Here is an 18,690-nt window from a genome sequence, read left to right as displayed (position 1 = left end):
AAGTCGAAACTCCCTAAAGTGTTATTCGGGGGAATAAAAAAAGCTCCAAAAACGGAGGGAGTGCCTCCGTTTTTGGAACTGTATAGCTATTAACGTGAGTAGTACTCAACGATTAATGCTTCATTGATTTCTGCATTTAATTCAGAACGTTCTGGTAAACGTACAAATGTACCCACTTTTTTGTCAGCATCAAATGTAAGGTACTCAGGAACGAAGTTGCTTACTTCGATTGATTCGTTCACTACGTCTAGGTTTTGAGATTTTTCACGAAGAGAAATTTCTTGACCTGGTTTTACAGCGTATGAAGGAATGTCAACGCGTTTTCCATCAACCATTACGTGACCGTGGTTAACTAATTGACGAGCTCCACGACGAGTACGAGAAAGACCTAAACGGTAAACTACGTTGTCTAAACGAGTTTCAAGTAAGATCATGAAGTTTTCACCGTGTTTACCTTGCATTTTGCCAGCTTTATCGAAAACAGTACGGAATTGACGTTCGTTTACTCCATACATGTGACGAAGTTTTTGTTTTTCTTGAAGTTGTAAACCATACTCCGAGATTTTTTTACGAGTGTTAGCACCGTGTTGACCTGGTGCGTAAGGACGTTTTTCTAATTCTTTACCTGTGCCACTTAGGGAAATTCCTAAACGACGAGACAGTTTCCATGCTGGACCTGTATAACGAGCCATGAATGACTCCTCCTCTGTTGGTTTTATTTTGTTGTAAAATAAGACCAGATGCATCCATTCTAACGCCATTTTATTTTCATGCATCCTCGCTCCAGCAGCCTTGAGTTACTCGATGCACCATTTAGCGAACGCTAAAGGAATAAAATGAAACAGATTAGATTATGCAACTGCTGCGAATATTTTACACAAAGTCCATTGTACCGAGTAAACGCTCAGAAGTCAATGGGGGATTGTCTATTTAAACCAGCCTTTTTCTTTAAAGCGTGAAATGGCTTCGATTCGATTGCCCACTTCTAGTTTATCTAAAATAGTAGAAATATAATTACGTACAGTTCCACTAGTAATAAATAATTCCTTTGCTATTTCTTTTGTACTTTTGCCGTGTGCGATTAACTCCATCACTTCCCGTTCTCGATCGGTTAATGGATTGGATTCTCCAAACGCTAGATCCACAAGTTCGGGTGCATAGATGCGACGACCGTCCATAATTAATCGGATGGATCTTGCTAAGTCTTCGCTAGGGCTATCTTTTAATAAATATCCGCTAACTCCTGCTTTTTGTGCTCGTTCAAAATAACCCGCGCGAGCAAATGTAGTTAAAATAATGATTTTACAACCGGAATCTTTTAAATGTTCTGCTGCATCTAAACCGCTTTTTATTGGCATTTCGATATCCATGATACAAATGTCTGGATGCAATTTTTCGACAAGTGAGATGATTTCTTCTCCGTTGCTTGCTTTCCCGATCACTTCCATATCATCTTCTAAATCGAGCAATGATCCTAGAGCACCGAGTAACATTCGCTGATCTTCGGCTAACACAATTTTAATCATGGGAAACCTCCTTATGTTTTGGAAGAATGACTTTCGGAATCCGTACAGTCAATTTCGTTCCATTTTCTTGTTGGATGGAGAGGGTGCCATTCACAAATTCTAGCCGTTCTTTCATCCCGATAAGACCATGACCATCTAAAAATTGTCCAGAACTCGACATGCCATCACCATCATCTTGTACTTGAACTAACACTTCTTGTTTCGTTTCTTTTACTAATATTGTGCAAGTGGTCGCTTGACTATGTTTGATAACATTTGTTACGGCTTCTTTTAACGACATACAAATGACATTTTCAACTAATAATGGAGTAGAAGTGAGAGAGGAAGTTCCAAAGAAAACAAAATCGATTTCTGCGGCACGAAGTAATTGCTGAACTCGGATGATTTCTTCTTCCACTTTGGTTGTCCGTATATTGGATACAAGTTCTCTCACTTCCTTCAGTGCAGTTCTAGCTGTTTGTTGAACGTCTTGAATCTCTTCTAAAGCACGAGCTGGATCTCGATGCACTAATTTCCCGGCTAAATCACTTTTTAAGCCAATTAACGATAATTTTTGTCCGAGCGTGTCATGCAAATCTCTCGCGATTCTTTCGCGTTCTTCAATTACTTTCAGATGCGAAATTTGTTTGTTGGCTAATTCTAATTGATTTTCTAGCTTTTCACGTTTATGGCGATTGTACGTGTTAAAAGGTAACAAAATAACACCGATAATCGTCAAAATGACAAATGGCATTTGGGAAAGATACAACTCACTATGACTTGAAAAACCAAATATAACGGCGAGTAATAAGAACGCGATATGTAAACCGTAGATGATAAAGAATCCAATTTTGTTTTTTATATTCCCGATGAAAAAAGCTAAAAATAATGACAAATAAACGTAACCGAAAAGAAATGTCATACCAATGGTAATCGCAATTTCAATTGAGATCCAGATATACAAATAAACACTTCTTGAGTTATACGATAATCGGTAAGATAGAAAGAATAAAATGAGTAAACTTATCCCAATCGCAATTTCAATAATCGATGATGAACGGAAAATGAAAAAGAAAGGAAGAATACAAAAGATAAACCAAGCATAGACACTTAGCCAAGGGTTTTTAGGAAAGATTTGATACCATTTATTCATACACAACCTCCTCTTCTTTATTATGACAGAAAAAAGATACAACCACTCAAAATGAGTGGCTGCATCTTATTGTTTAATAGGGGAGTTCGATTTCGTAAGCAGATGTTGGATCTCTCCGAACGTCACAAACGTGCGATTTTTTGCATCATACACTTTGTATTGCAATGACTTTAAGCTAGTTCGTAAGGTAATTGTCGTTGCCTGTTGAAGTGGTGGTGTTGATTGGTGCGCTTTTTCTAAATGATAATTTGGTACTCTTGGACTTAAATGATGAACGTGATGAAAACCAATGTTCCCAGTGACCCACTGTAAAACTTTCGGCAATTTATAGTAAGAACTACCTTCGACAGCAGCTTTTACATAATCCCATTCTGTTTCATCCTCAAAGTACGAATCTTCAAATGTATGTTGCACATAAAACAACCAAATCCCTAACATACCAGCGACGAACATGGTGGTTCCTTGAACAATCAGAAATGATTCCCAACCGATCAACCAAATAAGTAAAGCATAAAAAACGACTAACAACAAATTAGTTAAGTAGGTGTTATTTCGCTCTTTCTTTCGGGCATCTTTGCGATTGAAGCGACTTGATATTAAAACTAAGAATAGTGGCCCTAATACAAACATGACAAGAGGATTTCGATACAAACGATATTTTAAACGCTCCCATGTCGAAGCTTCTATATATTCCTCTATTGTCATTACCCAAATATCGCCAACGCCACGCTTATCTAGATTTCCACTAGAAGCATGATGGATCGCATGCTCTCGTTTCCACTTTTCAAACGCAAAAAGAGTTAAAACACCTGTAATTGTTCCAACAATTGCATTCACTTTTTTGTTTTTGAAAAAAGACCCGTGTGTACAGTCGTGAAAAATGATAAAAGTCCGTACAACAAACCCGGCAGTAAATAACGAAATGACCACGGAAAGAATGACAGAAACGCTTAATGCTTGATACGCTAAAATCCAGCACACAATCAAAGGAATAATGGTATTAACCAGCTGAATGATACTCGCTTTTTCATCCGCTTTTTCAAAAGGAGAAACGTATTTTTTAAGTTGGGCAATCTTTTCTTTACTCATCGAAACCCTCCAGTAGTAATGACTCTCAATCTGTTCTTTCTAGTAGTGTAAAACGTTTGTAGTATTCCGAAAATAGATAAACGTCTAGAAGACATATGACAGTTGTCATATAGTCCGCCAACCTTTTTTGAATATTTTCGAATGAAAAATGAAAAAAATATTGAAATCGGTGAGTTAAAGATAGTCAAAATGACTCATATATTCTATAATTGGAAATAGTACAATTAGTCCGACTATTAACAGAATCGTGGTGTGGAATTTGAATAATGATGAAACGTTGATCCATATTAAAGCAAACTTAATTGACATCTGGAATGAGTGTGGAACGAAACCTCTAGTAGCAGAGGAATGGTTCGCCCTTTTTCAAGGTATTATTCAACGTTATTTTGATATTCAAACATCTGAACTTTTATTATTTCAATATGAGACGTTCATTCCATTAAATTTTCATCATTCTAATGACTTAAAATTTCAAACCATTCGTTGGACGGATATTCGAGAAAAAATGGAGAATCCTGTCCTATTAAAAAACTTAACCATTTTACCGCCTAGGTATTCGATATATGAAGAAGCTTTCTTATTTGGAGGTAAAGAAGAAGAGCCCGTTGCGATGCTTTTGATACAAGCGACGCCAGCCTGGGAAGAATTTCGTGAAAGTGATGCTATATATGGATTAGAAGAAGTTATCCGACATTTTATTCATACCGTTAAAAAGCAAATTTTTATGCGACAACAAGAAAAGCAATACCGTGATTTATTTACCGTGACTGAAATGGTTCATGCAACAATGGATATTGATCGAATCTTAGAAGCTGTGCTTCATGCGATGGATTCTTCTTTTCCTCGATTAAAAACGGAATTAGTCTTAGCAAATGATCAAAACCGACAAACAAATCGAAAAGTAAAGTTGTTCGATTACTCAAGTGAACGTGAAAAAGCAATTGAAGCTTATGTATCTGGAGAAGTTCTTTTTGATCCATTAGAGAATGAAGAAATGTATATCATGCATGTTCCGATCAAAGGTAGACAAGGCATTTATGGCTTATTAAAAGTGTATGCACTGAATGATTATTTCTTTTCGAAGCGACAAAAAGAGTTCATACAAATGTTGGCGCATACATTTGGGAATGCATTAGAAAAAGCAAAACTGTATCACCAATCCCATCGTCTGATTTCTGATTTGCAGCTGATAAATGAAACATCTCATAAAATGAACACTTCGATGAAAATGGATGAAATGGTCTATTTCTTAGAGCAACAACTCGAAAAGTCATTTCAACCTTCTGAAATTTGCTTTGTATTCATTGAAGATGAGGAATGGGATGTCACCACGACAAAATCTCCATTTTTTATGAATGAAGGGAAAGAATACTTAGACTTTGTTTCATCTCATTTCTTAAAAACGAATGAAGCCCTATTTTTAGCGGACTACCACAGCAAAGTGAATCCGCATTTACCTTATGCTTCGTTGATGGCACAACCATTAATGGATCGAGGAGAAGTAGCTGGTTACTGTTTAGTTCTACATGAGAATCCTTATTATTTTTCATTTGATAGTCATAAATTAATGCAATCATTGATTCAGCATTGTTCATTAGCTTTTTCGAACGCGAAACTTCGATTACAACTTCAAGAATTAGTCGACCGCGATCATTTAACGGGGTTATATGCAAGAAGCTATCTAGATAAATATTTTAGCCAATCGCTTGAAAATGATACGGAAGGTGCATTCCTACTACTAGATATTGACAATTTTAAACATGTTAATGATACATATGGTCATCAAATGGGCGATCAGCTATTATGTCAAATTTCTTCATTAATAAAAAAACTAGTTGGGAATAGAGGGATTTCAGCAAGATGGGGCGGTGAGGAGCTAGCGATTTATTTACCAAATCATTCGCTAGAAGATGGATCGTTAGTTGCCACTAATATTCTCCAATCAATTCCAACGCATACTTCACCTTCTATAACTGTTTCGGGAGGAATATCCCATTGGAATCAACTGAACAAACCTGACATGAAAGATATTTTTCAATCAGCCGACAAAGCACTTTATAAGGCGAAAAATTCAGGGAAAAATAAATTATGTATCTAAAAGAAGAATAGTAGGTAAGACAATGAACTGCAGATATGCTCATTAAAAATGGGTGTACCTGCAGTTTTTTGTGTTGTGTTAGTAGAACAGAAAACTTTTTGCTCCGTCACCTACGCTATTAGTAAGAAATTTTTATGAAGGTTCTATCTTTTGGGAAAACGTAGAATTTGAATGTTTCACTACTAATAAGGTCCTTTTGAGAAGAGTTCGAGGAAGCTTTCTTTCTAAAAATCTGTAGGATTTTTGAAGTCCTTTTCTGAAATAGGAGAATATTGTATGATAAAGTAGAACGGAATGAAAACGCTTACATTTTAAAAGGGGTGCCACTGATGAGCAATCAAAACTGGATGAAAGAAACGAAATTAATTCATACGGGATATCAACATTCGGAACATAAAGATGCTTTAACTGTGCCGCTTTACCAAACGTCAACTTTTGCTTTTCCATCAGCAGAAGCAGGGGAAAAGAGATTCTCAGGTGAAGAAGATGGGATGATTTATTCTAGATTGGGAAATCCTACTGTTCGTGTTTTAGAAGAAAAAATGGCGGAATTAGAAAATGGAGCAGCTTGCTTAGCCTTTGGTTCTGGTATGGCAGCTGTTTCCACTGTATTACTCCATACAACTAAAGCGAATGATCATGTTCTTTGTTCACGAGGGATTTACGGTTGTACATTTGGTCTATTAGAGTTGTTAGAGGAAAAGTATTCGATTACGCATACGTTTCATCCCTTAGACACTGCTGATTCAATTGAAGCTGCTATTCAACCAAATACAACTGTTATCTATGTAGAAACACCTATAAATCCGACAATGGAATTGGTGGACTTGGAATTAGTAGCTACGGTTGCAAAGAAACATGGAATTCGATTGATTGTCGATAACACATTTTCATCACCTTTAGGCCAATCTCCACTGCAAATTGGAGCTGACTTCGTCTTGCACAGTGCGACGAAATATATTAATGGACACGGAGATGTCATTGCTGGGTTACTAATTGGAACCGATGAAGAAGAAATGTTGAAAATACGCATGACCGTTCAAAAAGATGTAGGGGGAATAATTTCTCCATTTGATGCGTGGTTAATTCTTCGAGGATTAAAAACATTGTCTGTAAGAATGGAACGCCATGTGAAAAACGCGGAAAAAATCGCCGCTTTTCTGGAAAATGAATCTTTTGTTGAGCACGTATTTTATCCATATTCCGACAAACACCCACAAGTAGAGCTTGCAAAAAAACAAATGGCATTTGGTAGCGGACTTGTTTCCTTTACGATTAAAGGTGGGAAAGAAGCGGCGCAATATTTGATGAATCAATTGGAACTCGTGCAAATTGCGGTTAGTTTAGGAGACGCTGAAACACTTATTCAGCATCCAGCTACCATGACCCACTCTGTTATTCCGGAAAACCAACGAGAGGAAATGGGTATTACACATTCGTTGCTGCGACTTTCTGCAGGATTAGAAATAGCAGAAGACATTGTGGAGGATTTACGTAATGCTTTACAAGCTACAGAGAAAAAATTCACTTTCCATTCATAAAACATACTAACATAACTAACATTCTATCTTGTTCCCAATAAATCGTCGAAAGTGTCGCAGGTGACGCTTTCCTGGTGGCACGAACTCAACTAATTCACTTCGACTGCGGTCGAAGTGAATGGATTTTCGTTTCGTGCTGATCACCCAGGAGTCGCACCTGCTTTACACTTTCGAATTTATCATAATAGAGAACTCGTGAACATCTCTCCTGATGGAGAGTGTCACGCGTACTATTTTTTAGTTCCATAAAAAAAGAACACTTCTGATAGAATTAATTTACTAAGCAAGATTCATATCGAAAGAAGTGTTTTTATAATTAAAGATCATACTAAAAATTAACTGATTTTGCTTTTTTATGTAGAAGTTACATTAAAAGATAATGATACCCCCTTCAGCAGTAACCGTCTGGTCGAGGGAATTCTAGAAGATGCTTCGCCGCTTTCCGACGTCAACTTACAAAATACACCAAAGGTTTGGAGAAAATCTAAAGATCCTTTGGCTTTTAACCAAAATGAGCCGTCCGTTTTAAACGGACGGCTCATTTTGGTTCAGAGACTAGTTGTATACCAGCCTCTTGTTAATGTTATAAATGGGTAACTAATTCTTGTACAAATTGCTCTAATCCATGTCGGTCGGTAGCGGTAAATCGATCCGTTTCAGGACTGTCAATATCAAGTACACCTAGAACTTTTCCATCTTTTACAATAGGAATAACGATTTCAGAACGAGATGCAGCATCACATGCAATATGACCAGGAAAAGCATGTACGTCAGGAACAACCATCGTTTCCATTGTTTCAACAGCGGTTCCACAAACTCCTTTACCAACTGGTATACGAATACAAGCGGGTAAGCCTTGGAAAGGTCCTAAAACTAGCTCACCGTGTTCCATCAAGTAGAACCCTACCCAGTTTATACGATCTAAAAATTGATTTAAAAGTGCGGATGCATTACTTAAATTAGCAACAATATTCTCTTCACCTTGAATCAATGCACGTAATTGTTTCGTTAATAAAACATAATTAGCTTCTAAATTTTCACTATATGTTGATTGTGTGAACACAAGAACATCCCCTTTCACGCGATTACAAACAAGTATAAACGCCTTGAAACAAAAGTTGCAAGTGAGAAAATCGGCCATCTACTAGAAAGAATTGGAACTAAAACATCATTCGATTCTCTATGAAGCTACCAACTTTTTTTCTCACCTAATCATGTCAATGAGACATTTTTCATTATTTCAGCAAAATTCTTCTAAATTCATCCACACATGTGCTTATTCATGGTAATATTACTTATATTGTTATTAAGAGCGTGATTTGGGAACAGGGGGCTTACGATGGAAATTCTCGTAATTGTAATCATCGTATTAATAGCTTTGGCAATCGTGGGTTTCATGATGCGACGAAAGCACAATACAGAAATAGAACGATTAGAAAATGAAAAACATCAAATTCAAAATAAACCTATTCTAGAAGAAATGACAAAAGTGAAACAATTGAATATGAATGGACAAACGGAAGAAATGTTCGAGCGTTGGAGAAATACGTGGACAGAAGTGATGGACATACATATGCCAAAAATTGATTCTTTATTGTTCGATGCGGAAGAATACGTCGATAAATTCCGATTTGGAAAAGCTACTGCAACCGAAAAGGAAATACAAAATCGAATTCAAGCAAGTGATGAACAAATGTCGCAAATTTTAACAGAGTTAGAAGAGTTAATTGGTAGTGAAGAAAAAAGTAGAATCGAAATGGAACAGCTAAAAGAAAATTATCGATCTGCTCGAAAAAACCTGCTAGCCCATCAACACGCATACGGTATTGCAGCAACCGCTTTAGAAACTAGATTGGCAACTTTCATTCCAGCGTTTGAAGAATATGATGCTTTGACCGAAAGTGGGAATTATTTGCAAGCTCGTGAGATTGTTATTCATCTTATGGAAGTTGGAAGTAAAACGTTTCCGCTCATGCATGATATTCCAGCTCTGCTATCTGATTTGCAGTTGAAATTACCATCTTCTATTCACGAACTTCGTTCTGGACAAGCGGAGATGGAAGATCAAAACTATCAGCTTGAGCATTTAGAATTGACCGAACACTTGCTTGTTATCGAAAATGAGCTCAAAGAATTGTTAGATCGATTAGCTAACCTTGATACCGAAGGGACGCAAAGTCGCCTAGAAGAGATCCAAGAAGAATTAGAACAGTACTATGACTTGTTAGAAAAAGAAGTACATGCTCGACGATTTGTTGAACAATCGAGAGAATTCGTTGCATCAAGGTTGAAGGAAGTTTCCACCACCACAAGAGAAACAAGTGATGAGACGGCATATGTACAACAAAGTTATCGCTTAAGTGAAAAAGAGGCACAAATTCCGCAAAATTGTTTAAAGAAGCTGGAAAGTTTGCAAAAGCGTATCGATGCGCTTAATTCAGTTGCGACAGAAGACAAAATTGCCTTTTCTGTTTTAGAAGAGGAACTAACATCCATTCAAACGGAAATGAATCTATTATATGAAGAACAAGAAGCATTTGCTGATAGCTTAAAAAACTTACGCATTGATGAAAATAAAGCACGCGGCCAATTGGATGAATTGAAAAAGCAGTTGCACGAAACGGATCGTATGTTACAAAAAGCCAATTTACCTGGTATTCCAGAAGAAATGGATGCACGTTTAGAAGAAGCTGAAGAGCAATTGTATCTAGTCATGCAAAGCTTACAGGAAGTTCCACTTAACATGAAAGTGGTGGACAACTACCTAGGAAAAGCGGAAAAATGTATTGATGAGGTGCATGAAAAATCGAAGGAAATGCTTGAAAATGTATTATTAATCGAGCGCATTATTCAGTATGGAAATCGATACAGAGCAAGTCATCCAAGAATGCATCAACGACTTTTAGACGCTGAAGCATCGTTTCGACAATTACGTTATGCAAAGGCTTTGGAGACAGCAGCGACTGCTGTAGAAGAAGTTGAACCAGGTGCCATGAAAAGAATCGAAGTACTTGTCAAAGAAGACGCTTGGCGTTCATAATGTAAGAACCATCACGTCATTGTGATGGTTTTTTCATTGTTTACCGAGATTACAATGACAGCAACAAACTATTCTTTGATAACAAACAACGAAATACTTTGAAGATAGACATTCAAAAGAATTTGAGATAGAAAGTAGCGTGACACATGATTTACGCGGATAATAGTGCAACGACAAAACCATTTCCGGAGGTATTGCAAACGTTTCTTCAAGTGAATGAGACGTATTTTGCAAACCCAGCTTCGATCCATCAATTAGGTGTTACAGCGAACAATCTGTTAGATAGGGCAAGGTTAGAAATCGCACAGACATTTCATACTGAAGCGGAAAACATAGTCTTCACTTCTGGTGGAACAGAATCAAATAACCTTGTTGTACGTGGACTAGTTGAGGCGTATCAGCACCGTGGTAAGCATATTATCACATCGAAAATAGAGCATCCTTCTGTCTTACTGTTGTTCCAACGGCTTGAACAAGAAGGATTTGAGGTAGACTACTTGGATGTAGATAACTACGGTATTGTTCGATTAGATAGTCTTCAACAAGTACTTCGCCAAGACACAATTTTAGTGAGCATTATGCATGTGAATAATGAAATAGGGACCATTCAACCGATTCAGGAAATAGGTGAAATAGTTCATACGTCTAGCCGTGCAGTTTTCCATTCCGATACAGTTCAAAGTGCAGGTAAGTTACCGATTGACTTACGGCATTTTGGTGCAGATATTATTTCAATCTCTTCTCACAAAATGCATGGCCTAAAAGGATCTGGTGCCGTCATTTGGAAAGGGAATATTCATCCCTCTCCTCAACTCCTAGGAGGGAAGCAAGAATCAGGGATTAGAAGTGGGACCGTTTCCGTAGCAAATGCTGTCACACTTGCCAAGTCTTTAAAATTGTCTTTAAAAGCATATCACCAAAAAGAGAGCCAGTTGGTGGAAGCGAGAAAGGAACTTTCTCAAATACTCGAGTCTTTTCAAGACATCACTATTTTTGGGAATGAAAAAACAATTCCAACGATTCTTTCCTTTAGTAAAAAAGGAATCATTGGCGAAATAGTTATTAACGCATTTCAAGCGAAGGGCATTATTATTTCCACGTCGAGTGCATGCTCTTCAAAGAAAAACACAGTAAGTCATGTGATGAAAGCAATTCATTGTCCGGTAGAATATGAACGAGGTTTAGTCCGAATAAGTATTGGAGTAGAGACGACTAAAACAGAAATTGATGAAATCGCAACACAGCTACAAGTAATCTTAAGTAGTTTGAATGGAGAGTAAAAGATGAATAAATGGAAAGAAATTTTAATACGGTATGGAGAACTGTCTACAAAAGGCCGAAATCGCCATTCATTTACAGGTAGACTTAGAGATAATTTACGGTATGCATTTACAGATTTAGAAAGCGTTAAAATTATTACAGAACGTGATCGGATGTTTTTACAAACGGAAAACGAATCAACAATGGCTGAAATGATAAAACGTCTTCCATCCATATTTGGGATACAATCGTTTAGCCCAGTTGCTTCATGTCCAGTTAACCTCGATGAAATGAAAGAACTTGCTCATCAAATAATTTCGGAATTGGACACAATGGATCGAACGTTTAAAGTGACCGTGAAACGATCCAACAAAAATTTTGAATTAGACACCAACGAAACGCAGTATGCAATTGGTTCTCATGTTTTACGAAACAATCCTAATTTAAACGTAAAAATGAAAAATCCTGACATTAATCTTCGGATTGAAATTCGCTCTGATGCTGTTTACATGATGGCGGAAATTATTCCTGGTGCAGGTGGTATGCCGATTGGTTCCAATGGTAAATCGTTATTGATGTTATCTGGTGGAATTGATAGTCCTGTTGCAGGTTATCAGTTATTAAAACGAGGTGTTCGATTAGACGCTATTCATTTTTACAGTCCACCATATACGAGTGAGCAATCATTGGAAAAAGTGAAGGATTTAGCAGAACAGTTAAGTCGATTTGGCGCATCTGTTAAATTACATGTCATTCCATTTACTGCCATTCAAGAAGAAATTCAGCGCCAGATACCAACAAATGTTTCCATGACAACTACAAGAAGAATGATGCTAAAAATTGCGGATAAAGTGCGAGAAGAAACAAAAGCACTTGCAATTATCACTGGAGAAAGTCTAGGACAAGTTGCAAGTCAAACTTTAGAAAGCTTAACGGCAATTAATGAAGTGACTTCTACTCCGATTCTCCGTCCACTGATTTCACATGACAAATTAGAGATCATTGAAATGGCAAAAGAAATTAAGACGTATGATATTTCCATCCGTCCATTTGACGATTGCTGTACTATTTTCTCTCCATCTAGTCCAAAAACAAAACCGAAGTTAGAAAAAGTGATGTTTTATGAAAGCTTTACCGGATTTGATGAAATGGTAGATCAAGCAATTGCAAATCGAGAAGTACATGTGTTTCCTAAGAAGAAAGAAGATCCATTTAAAGATTTATTTTAGCTCATTTTAGAAAGGGAAAATTTACCGAATTGCACGATGAATGATTTTGCGTTTCCCGCACAATCTATTCGTACAAGGAGGTGATTAACTTGACTAATCAACGTTCAAATCAACTTGTTGTACCAGGTGCAAAACAAGCGATTGATCAAATGAAATACGAAATTGCTTCTGAATTTGGAGTTCAACTTGGTGCTGATGCAACAGCGCGTGCTAACGGATCCGTTGGCGGAGAAATTACGAAGCGCTTAGTGCAGATGGGGCAACAACAACTTAATGGGTATTCGAAGTAATAAAGGGAGAGTCGGCATATTTTATGCCGGCTCTTTATATTTTCTGCCTAATCTTCTGGATTATGCGTCGAATGAATGAAATTATACCTCGGTACTCCTCCATACATATCATATCCACCAGATTGGACTATTTAACCTGTCCAAAATGAAAAAATAGCAATTATTCATGTAAGCTTATAAAAGACTTAGTTAAAATGGATTTTTTCAGTTCAAGGTGCTCAAATAGGATATCTCCGTCTAGCAGTAAGGAACATTTTGCATATTTTTTTACTTAAATTCGGATTCCTCTATTTTATTGCCAAAAGAATAGAAGTATTTTGAAAAATTAAAATTATTCTCGTATACTGAATAAGAATTGTTAGGATAATTTGAGGAGGAATGAAAATGAATCGTGCAGATTTACTCGCACCAGAAACGTATAATTTAGTTCAAGAGTTTGAAAAGTATACCGTAGACAAAAGTAAGCTTGCATTAAAATGGATGAATGAAGCTGGCGAAAAAAAAGAGATGACGTATAACGAGCTTTTAGAAGAAGCAAATCGTGTTGCTAACGTATTCACTGCTTCTGGTCTAGTTCCTGGAGATGTCGTGCTCGTCATGGTTCCCCGTTTAATAGAAGCATACGTCACATATATTGGTGCGTTAAAAGCAGGATTAGTTGTCATTCCAAGTTCAGAAATGCTCCGAGCAAAAGATATTGATTACCGATTACAACATAGTGAAGCGAAAGCGATTGTTGCTTATTCACCTTTCATTCAACAATTTGATCAAGTGCAAGGATTAGGAAATACTAAAAATTTTATCATTGGTGAATCGGCAGAGCAGTGGATATCGCTAACAGAAGAAATGGCAAAAGCTTCTACCGAATTTGCTTCACCAGCAACGAAAGCTGACGACATGGCATTTTTGTCATACACAAGTGGCACAACTGGAAATCCAAAAGGAGTTGTTCATACGCATGGTTGGGCTTTTGCACACTTGCGGACATCTGCGGAACATTGGTTAGGTATTCACGAAGGAGATGTGGTATGGGCAACTGCAAGTCCAGGTTGGCAGAAATGGATTTGGAGTCCTTTTTTAGCGACACTAGGAAGTGGAGCAACAGGATTTGTCTATCACGGAAAATTCGATGCCTCCACTTATTTGAAGTTATTAGAAGATGAAAAAGTGAACGTGCTTTGCTGTACCCCAACAGAATACCGAATTATGGCGAAAGCAGAAAATCTTTCGAGCTTTGATCTTTCTTCCGTTCATAGTGCTGTTTCCGCTGGAGAGCCACTTAATAGAGAAGTGATCGACACATTTAATAGAGTGTTCGATTTAGAAGTACGTGATGGGTATGGTCAAACTGAAAATACCTTATTAGTAGGTACGATGAAAGGGATGCCGGCAAAACCAGGGTCTATGGGAAAACCCACTCCAGGAAATGATGTGGAGATTATTGATGAATTTGGCAACCCTTGTTCCGTAGGAGAAGTAGGGGACATTGCCGTGCATGTATCCACACCTGCATTATTTAAAGCGTATTTAAAAGATCCAGAAAGAACTGCCATGCAATTCCGAGGCAATTACTATTTAACCGGCGACAAAGCATCAAAAGATGAAGATGGTTATTTTTGGTTTGAAGGCCGTGGAGATGATATTATCATTAGTTCCGGCTACACAATCGGACCTTTTGAAGTGGAAGACGCTTTAGTAAAGCATCCGTCCGTGAAAGAATGCGCCGTAATTGGTGCGCCTGATGAAATTCGTGGAAGTATCGTGAAAGCATATGTGGTACTTGTGGATTCTGCAACTCCTTCCCCAGAGTTAACAGAAGCGTTGCAACATCATGTGAAAGAATTAACTGCCCCTTATAAATATCCGCGTTCTATACAATATATAGAAGAATTGCCGAAAACAGCTTCCGGCAAAATCCGACGTGTAGAATTGAGACAACAAGAAGATAAAAAATAATAGCAAAATAACTTTGCATTTACAATATGTTATTTCGACACTATACTTATTTTGTTTCGAGAATCAAAATAATGAGGTGGAGAAATGCCTGTTAATGAAAAAAAAGGAATTGTGTGGGCAATACTAGCCTATACAATTTGGGGTTTCCTGCCTATATATTGGAAAATGATCCAAGAAGTCTCTAGTGGAGAGATCTTAAGTAGTCGAATCATCTGGTCATTTGTCTTTACTTTTGGATTTGTTTTACTTATCGGACAGCGGAAGACAATTGTGATGGACTTAAAAACGCTGTGGATGAATAAACGCGCTTTTTGGAGTTTAGTTGCTGCATCCGTTCTTATTTCAGGCAATTGGTTTTTATATATTTGGGCAGTTAATAATGGTTTTCTCATCCAAACGAGTTTGGGATATTATATCAATCCGCTATTATCTGTCTTGTTAGGAATCATTTTTCTAAAGGAACGTCTAACAGCCGCTCAGAAAGTAGCAGTAGTTGTTGCCGCAGTCGGAGTAGCCATTTTAACTTTCTCGTATGGTCATCTACCTTGGTTAGCATTAGCTCTTGCAGCGACATTTGCATTTTATGGTTTGATGAAAAAAACCATCCCATTAGACGCTCTTCGAGGATTAACGTTGGAAACGTTATTTATTTTACCAATAGCGATTGTGTATTATATCTATTCGTTCATTCAAGAGGATGTGATGTTTCTTCATAGTTCGATAAAAATTGATATTCTGCTCATTTTATCTGGAATTGCAACTGCCATCCCGCTGCTTTTATTTGCAAAAGGAGCACAAAATATCCCATTATATTTAGTAGGTTTTTTGCAATATATAGCGCCTACTTGCATGTTACTTCTAGGTGTTATCGTTTATAAAGAATCATTCGGAACGCTGGATTTCATCTCATTCTCCTTTATATGGATGGGACTAATTGTCTTCACGATTTCCAAGATGGCACAAGCAAGAGCAAAGAAGAAAAAAAGAATCATATAAAAAAGACGATTGAAGGATGAATTCTCATCCTCTCAATCGTTTTTTTTATGAGTTATTCTCTATAAATAAGTCCGTTTTACTTTTTCCCAAAACGAGTTGTTTTTTAATTTGACGGTTTTGATGATTTTATCACTCAGAGCGACTTCTACTTGCTGAACATGTTGAATACTTAACGCCTCATTATCCATCCCCATAGTAGGGAAATCATTTCCTCCAAGTTTTAGAGAAAGAATGAGCTTACGCTGATTACTTAGAAGAAAGGAAGAACCTAACGTCCGATACTTATTACTATTCACAGAAGCCAATTCGGAGACTTGAAAACATGGAAGTAATGGATCCACGACTGCCCCGTTAACCGATTTGTTGTACGCTGTACTTCCTGTAGGTGTAGAAATCACCATACCATCTCCACGGAATGTTTCGAAGTGTAAGTCATCGATAAAGACATCTAAAACGAACGTTTTAATGACATTTGATCGTATGCTAAATTCATTTAAGCAATAAAAGTGTGGATTGTTATCCACGCTAACCTGTAAAATAGGGTATCGTCGAATCTCGATGTCAGATGAACGAATAGAAGAAATAGCAGTCTCTAAATCATGAAAATGAAAATCGCAATACATGGAAAGCGTGCCGGTGGTAGAAATTCCTGCATACAAACAATCTTGGCGAAATTCCGTTTTTCGAACAGCTTGCAGAAAAGCCCCGTCACTTCCTAAGCTTACAATAATATTCGCTTTTTTTGGATTTTCCACTACTTGAAATTTTGCTTGAAGAAGTTTTTCGCTTAAGATCGATTTTTTCTGCTGTGATGTTTCATCCGTTTTTGTGTAAATAAAGACATGATTTCGTTCCATCCATTTCGCTCCTTCTAAACAATCTTTCAACTAGTTTAGCATGGAATGAAACATTCTGGCACTTGAAGCGTATATAACATATAGAAATGGAGGATACATACATGAATACAAAACGTTGGGTTGCTGTGGCTATAGCTGCAGTACTATTTGGAGTGTCAATTGTCATAAATATTGCAACACTTGCTTTTAGTGACAATTTCTCTTCAAGCATGGAAGAAATTATGGGAGTGACCGATTCTGCCTTAATGGAAAATGTTATCGAATCAGGAGATCCATTTGAACGAATTGCGGTGCTACACGTAGATGGTGTGATTCAAGATACGGGAGATGCTGCATCACTCTTTGGAACTACCGGCTACAATCATTCTTTCTTTATGGATCAATTGTCTGCGATTAAAGAAGACGACAGCATTAAAGCAATTGTGTTGGCAGTCAACTCTCCAGGTGGAGGAGTCGTAGAATCTGCGCAAATCTATGATAAATTAATGGAAATAAAAGAAGAGACCAAAAAGCCTATTTATGTTTCGATGGGATCCATGGCTGCTTCAGGTGGATATTATATATCCGCTCCGGCAGATAAAATCTTTGTGAATAAAGAAACGCTAACGGGATCTATTGGTGTCATTATGGAAAGTGTGAACTATGGAAAGTTAGCAGAAAAGTATGGTGTCGATTTTGTCACGATTAAAACGGGACCTTATAAAGATATTATGAGTCCGACTAGAGAAATGACAGAGGCAGAACGTGCGATGCTACAAGAAATGATTAACGAATCCTATGAGTCTTTTGTGGATGTTATTGAACAGGGACGAGGAATGACGGAAAAAGAAGTAAAAGCGATAGCGGATGGTCGAATCATGAACGGTCGTCAAGCAGTAGATGCTGGACTTGCGGATGATTTTGGATATTTAGAGGACGTTATTGCTGCTGCGAAAGCTGATTTTAAACTATCGGATGCTGAAGTAATGGAATACGGTTCAGATGATAGTTTATGGAGTATGTTCTCGATGAAAACACAATCGTTATTTGGCGCAGATATGGAAACTCAACTGATAGGAAAGCTTTTGTCAGACTTTCAAGCACCGAGAACGATGTACTTATATGGTGAAAAATAAGGAGGTCTTCTCGTGGAACATGAAGTAGTAGTAACAGAATCAATTGAATATACCCCGAAATATGCGGGATTCTGGGTTCGATTCTTTGCGTATGTAATGGATTTACTTATTATAGGGAGTCTCACATCTATTATCGTCTATCCTATTTTCCGAATCGCAGGATGGAATCTTTCAAATTCCGCATGGTATGCACCAATTAGTATTTTATCCGCAATTGTTTTTTACGGATATTTTGTCCTCATGACATATTTTTGGCGACAGACGATTGGTAAAATGATTTTTGGTCTAACAGTTATTCCGTTAAAAGATGATTCGAATTCTTTTCTGACGATTGTGATTCGAGAGTGGATTGGTCGCTTCATTAGCACGACTCTATTTCCTTTATATGTTGTTGTAGCATTTACATCAAAAAAACAAGGAGTACATGATCTTTTTGCTGATACAAGCGTTATTCATGAAAATACGTTTGAGAAAACGTTGCAACGCGTGCCATATCATGCTGTAAATTCACATGAGTTGCATGATACAAATCCTATCTAGTAAGATGAAGAAAAAAGGAGG

The 18,690-nt window shown here is 37.3% G+C and carries 16 protein-coding genes; 10 read left to right on the top strand and 6 right to left on the bottom strand.

Annotation, left to right across the window (positions count from 1 at the left end):
* Nucleotides 1-89 precede the first annotated feature (89 nt).
* The 4 genes from rpsD to desA all read right to left on the bottom strand — a co-directional run bounded on the left by rpsD (nt 90) and on the right by desA (nt 3,747).
* Nucleotides 90-692: a 30S ribosomal protein S4 gene (gene rpsD / locus D3873_RS08125; protein WP_119883601.1), complete on the bottom strand. Its 603-nt coding sequence runs from the start codon at nt 690-692 to the stop codon at nt 90-92.
* Nucleotides 693-926: 234 nt separating this feature from the next.
* Nucleotides 927-1,526 carry a response regulator transcription factor gene (locus D3873_RS08120; protein WP_119883600.1) on the bottom strand — a complete coding sequence of 200 codons (600 nt, stop codon included), beginning with the start codon at nt 1,524-1,526 and terminating at the stop codon, nt 927-929.
* On the bottom strand, nt 1,519-2,658 hold the full coding sequence (locus D3873_RS08115) for a sensor histidine kinase (RefSeq protein WP_119883599.1): 1,140 nt from the start codon (nt 2,656-2,658) through the stop codon (nt 1,519-1,521). The genes D3873_RS08120 and D3873_RS08115 overlap by 8 nt, the downstream gene beginning before the upstream one ends.
* A 66-nt stretch (nt 2,659-2,724) precedes the next feature.
* A complete protein-coding gene (gene desA / locus D3873_RS08110; protein ID WP_119883598.1) occupies nt 2,725-3,747 on the bottom strand; it encodes a Delta(5) desaturase DesA in 1,023 nt (340 codons plus the stop codon).
* A gap of 259 nt (nt 3,748-4,006) precedes the next feature.
* Here desA and D3873_RS08105 point away from each other — a divergent pair, with 259 nt between their 5' ends.
* Nucleotides 4,007-5,845, top strand: coding sequence for a sensor domain-containing diguanylate cyclase (locus tag D3873_RS08105; RefSeq protein WP_119883597.1), 1,839 nt, complete (start codon nt 4,007-4,009; stop codon nt 5,843-5,845).
* Between the two features lie 329 nt (nt 5,846-6,174).
* The gene (megL, locus tag D3873_RS08100; protein WP_119884507.1) at nt 6,175-7,386 is read left to right on the top strand and encodes a methionine gamma-lyase; all 1,212 of its coding nucleotides are present in this window, start codon (nt 6,175-6,177) and stop codon (nt 7,384-7,386) included.
* Nucleotides 7,387-7,969: 583 nt separating this feature from the next.
* Here megL and D3873_RS08095 read toward each other — a convergent pair.
* Complete coding sequence (locus D3873_RS08095) at nt 7,970-8,449, bottom strand: GAF domain-containing protein (protein ID WP_119883596.1); 480 nt, start codon at nt 8,447-8,449, stop codon at nt 7,970-7,972.
* A 276-nt stretch (nt 8,450-8,725) separates the two neighbouring features.
* On the opposite strand from D3873_RS08095, the gene ezrA reads away from it, so the two are divergent.
* The 6 genes from ezrA (at nt 8,726) to rarD (ending at nt 16,157) form a co-directional block, all read left to right on the top strand.
* Entirely contained in the window at nt 8,726-10,426 is a 1,701-nt protein-coding gene (ezrA, locus tag D3873_RS08090) for a septation ring formation regulator EzrA (RefSeq protein WP_119883595.1), read from the top strand.
* A gap of 146 nt (nt 10,427-10,572) precedes the next feature.
* Nucleotides 10,573-11,706, top strand: coding sequence for a cysteine desulfurase family protein (locus tag D3873_RS08085; RefSeq protein WP_119883594.1), 1,134 nt, complete (start codon nt 10,573-10,575; stop codon nt 11,704-11,706).
* A 3-nt stretch (nt 11,707-11,709) separates the two neighbouring features.
* On the top strand, nt 11,710-12,915 hold the full coding sequence (gene thiI / locus D3873_RS08080) for a tRNA uracil 4-sulfurtransferase ThiI (protein ID WP_119883593.1): 1,206 nt from the start codon (nt 11,710-11,712) through the stop codon (nt 12,913-12,915).
* Nucleotides 12,916-13,004: 89 nt separating this feature from the next.
* Nucleotides 13,005-13,205, top strand: a complete 201-nt coding sequence (locus tag D3873_RS08075) for an alpha/beta-type small acid-soluble spore protein (protein ID WP_119883592.1) — start codon at nt 13,005-13,007, stop codon at nt 13,203-13,205.
* Between the two features lie 384 nt (nt 13,206-13,589).
* Nucleotides 13,590-15,161 carry an acyl-CoA synthetase MbcS gene (gene mbcS / locus D3873_RS08070; RefSeq protein WP_119883591.1) on the top strand — a complete coding sequence of 524 codons (1,572 nt, stop codon included), beginning with the start codon at nt 13,590-13,592 and terminating at the stop codon, nt 15,159-15,161.
* Between the two features lie 84 nt (nt 15,162-15,245).
* Nucleotides 15,246-16,157 carry an EamA family transporter RarD gene (gene rarD, locus D3873_RS08065; RefSeq protein WP_119883590.1) on the top strand — a complete coding sequence of 304 codons (912 nt, stop codon included), beginning with the start codon at nt 15,246-15,248 and terminating at the stop codon, nt 16,155-16,157.
* 59 nt (nt 16,158-16,216) lie between these two features.
* On the opposite strand, the gene D3873_RS08060 is transcribed toward rarD, so the two are convergent.
* Entirely contained in the window at nt 16,217-17,014 is a 798-nt protein-coding gene (locus tag D3873_RS08060) for an NAD kinase (protein ID WP_119883589.1), read from the bottom strand.
* 101 nt (nt 17,015-17,115) lie between these two features.
* On the opposite strand from D3873_RS08060, the gene sppA reads away from it, so the two are divergent.
* Nucleotides 17,116-18,129, top strand: a complete 1,014-nt coding sequence (sppA, locus tag D3873_RS08055) for a signal peptide peptidase SppA (protein ID WP_119883588.1) — start codon at nt 17,116-17,118, stop codon at nt 18,127-18,129.
* Between the two features lie 12 nt (nt 18,130-18,141).
* Nucleotides 18,142-18,669 (top strand): RDD family protein, encoded by a 528-nt coding sequence (locus D3873_RS08050; protein ID WP_238473758.1) that lies wholly within the window; start codon nt 18,142-18,144, stop codon nt 18,667-18,669.
* Nucleotides 18,670-18,690: the final 21 nt, after the last annotated feature.

The organism is Paenisporosarcina cavernae, assembly GCF_003595195.1.
Lineage (GTDB): Bacteria > Bacillota > Bacilli > Bacillales_A > Planococcaceae > Paenisporosarcina > Paenisporosarcina cavernae.
This window is presented reverse-complemented; position numbering and strand designations above follow the sequence as displayed.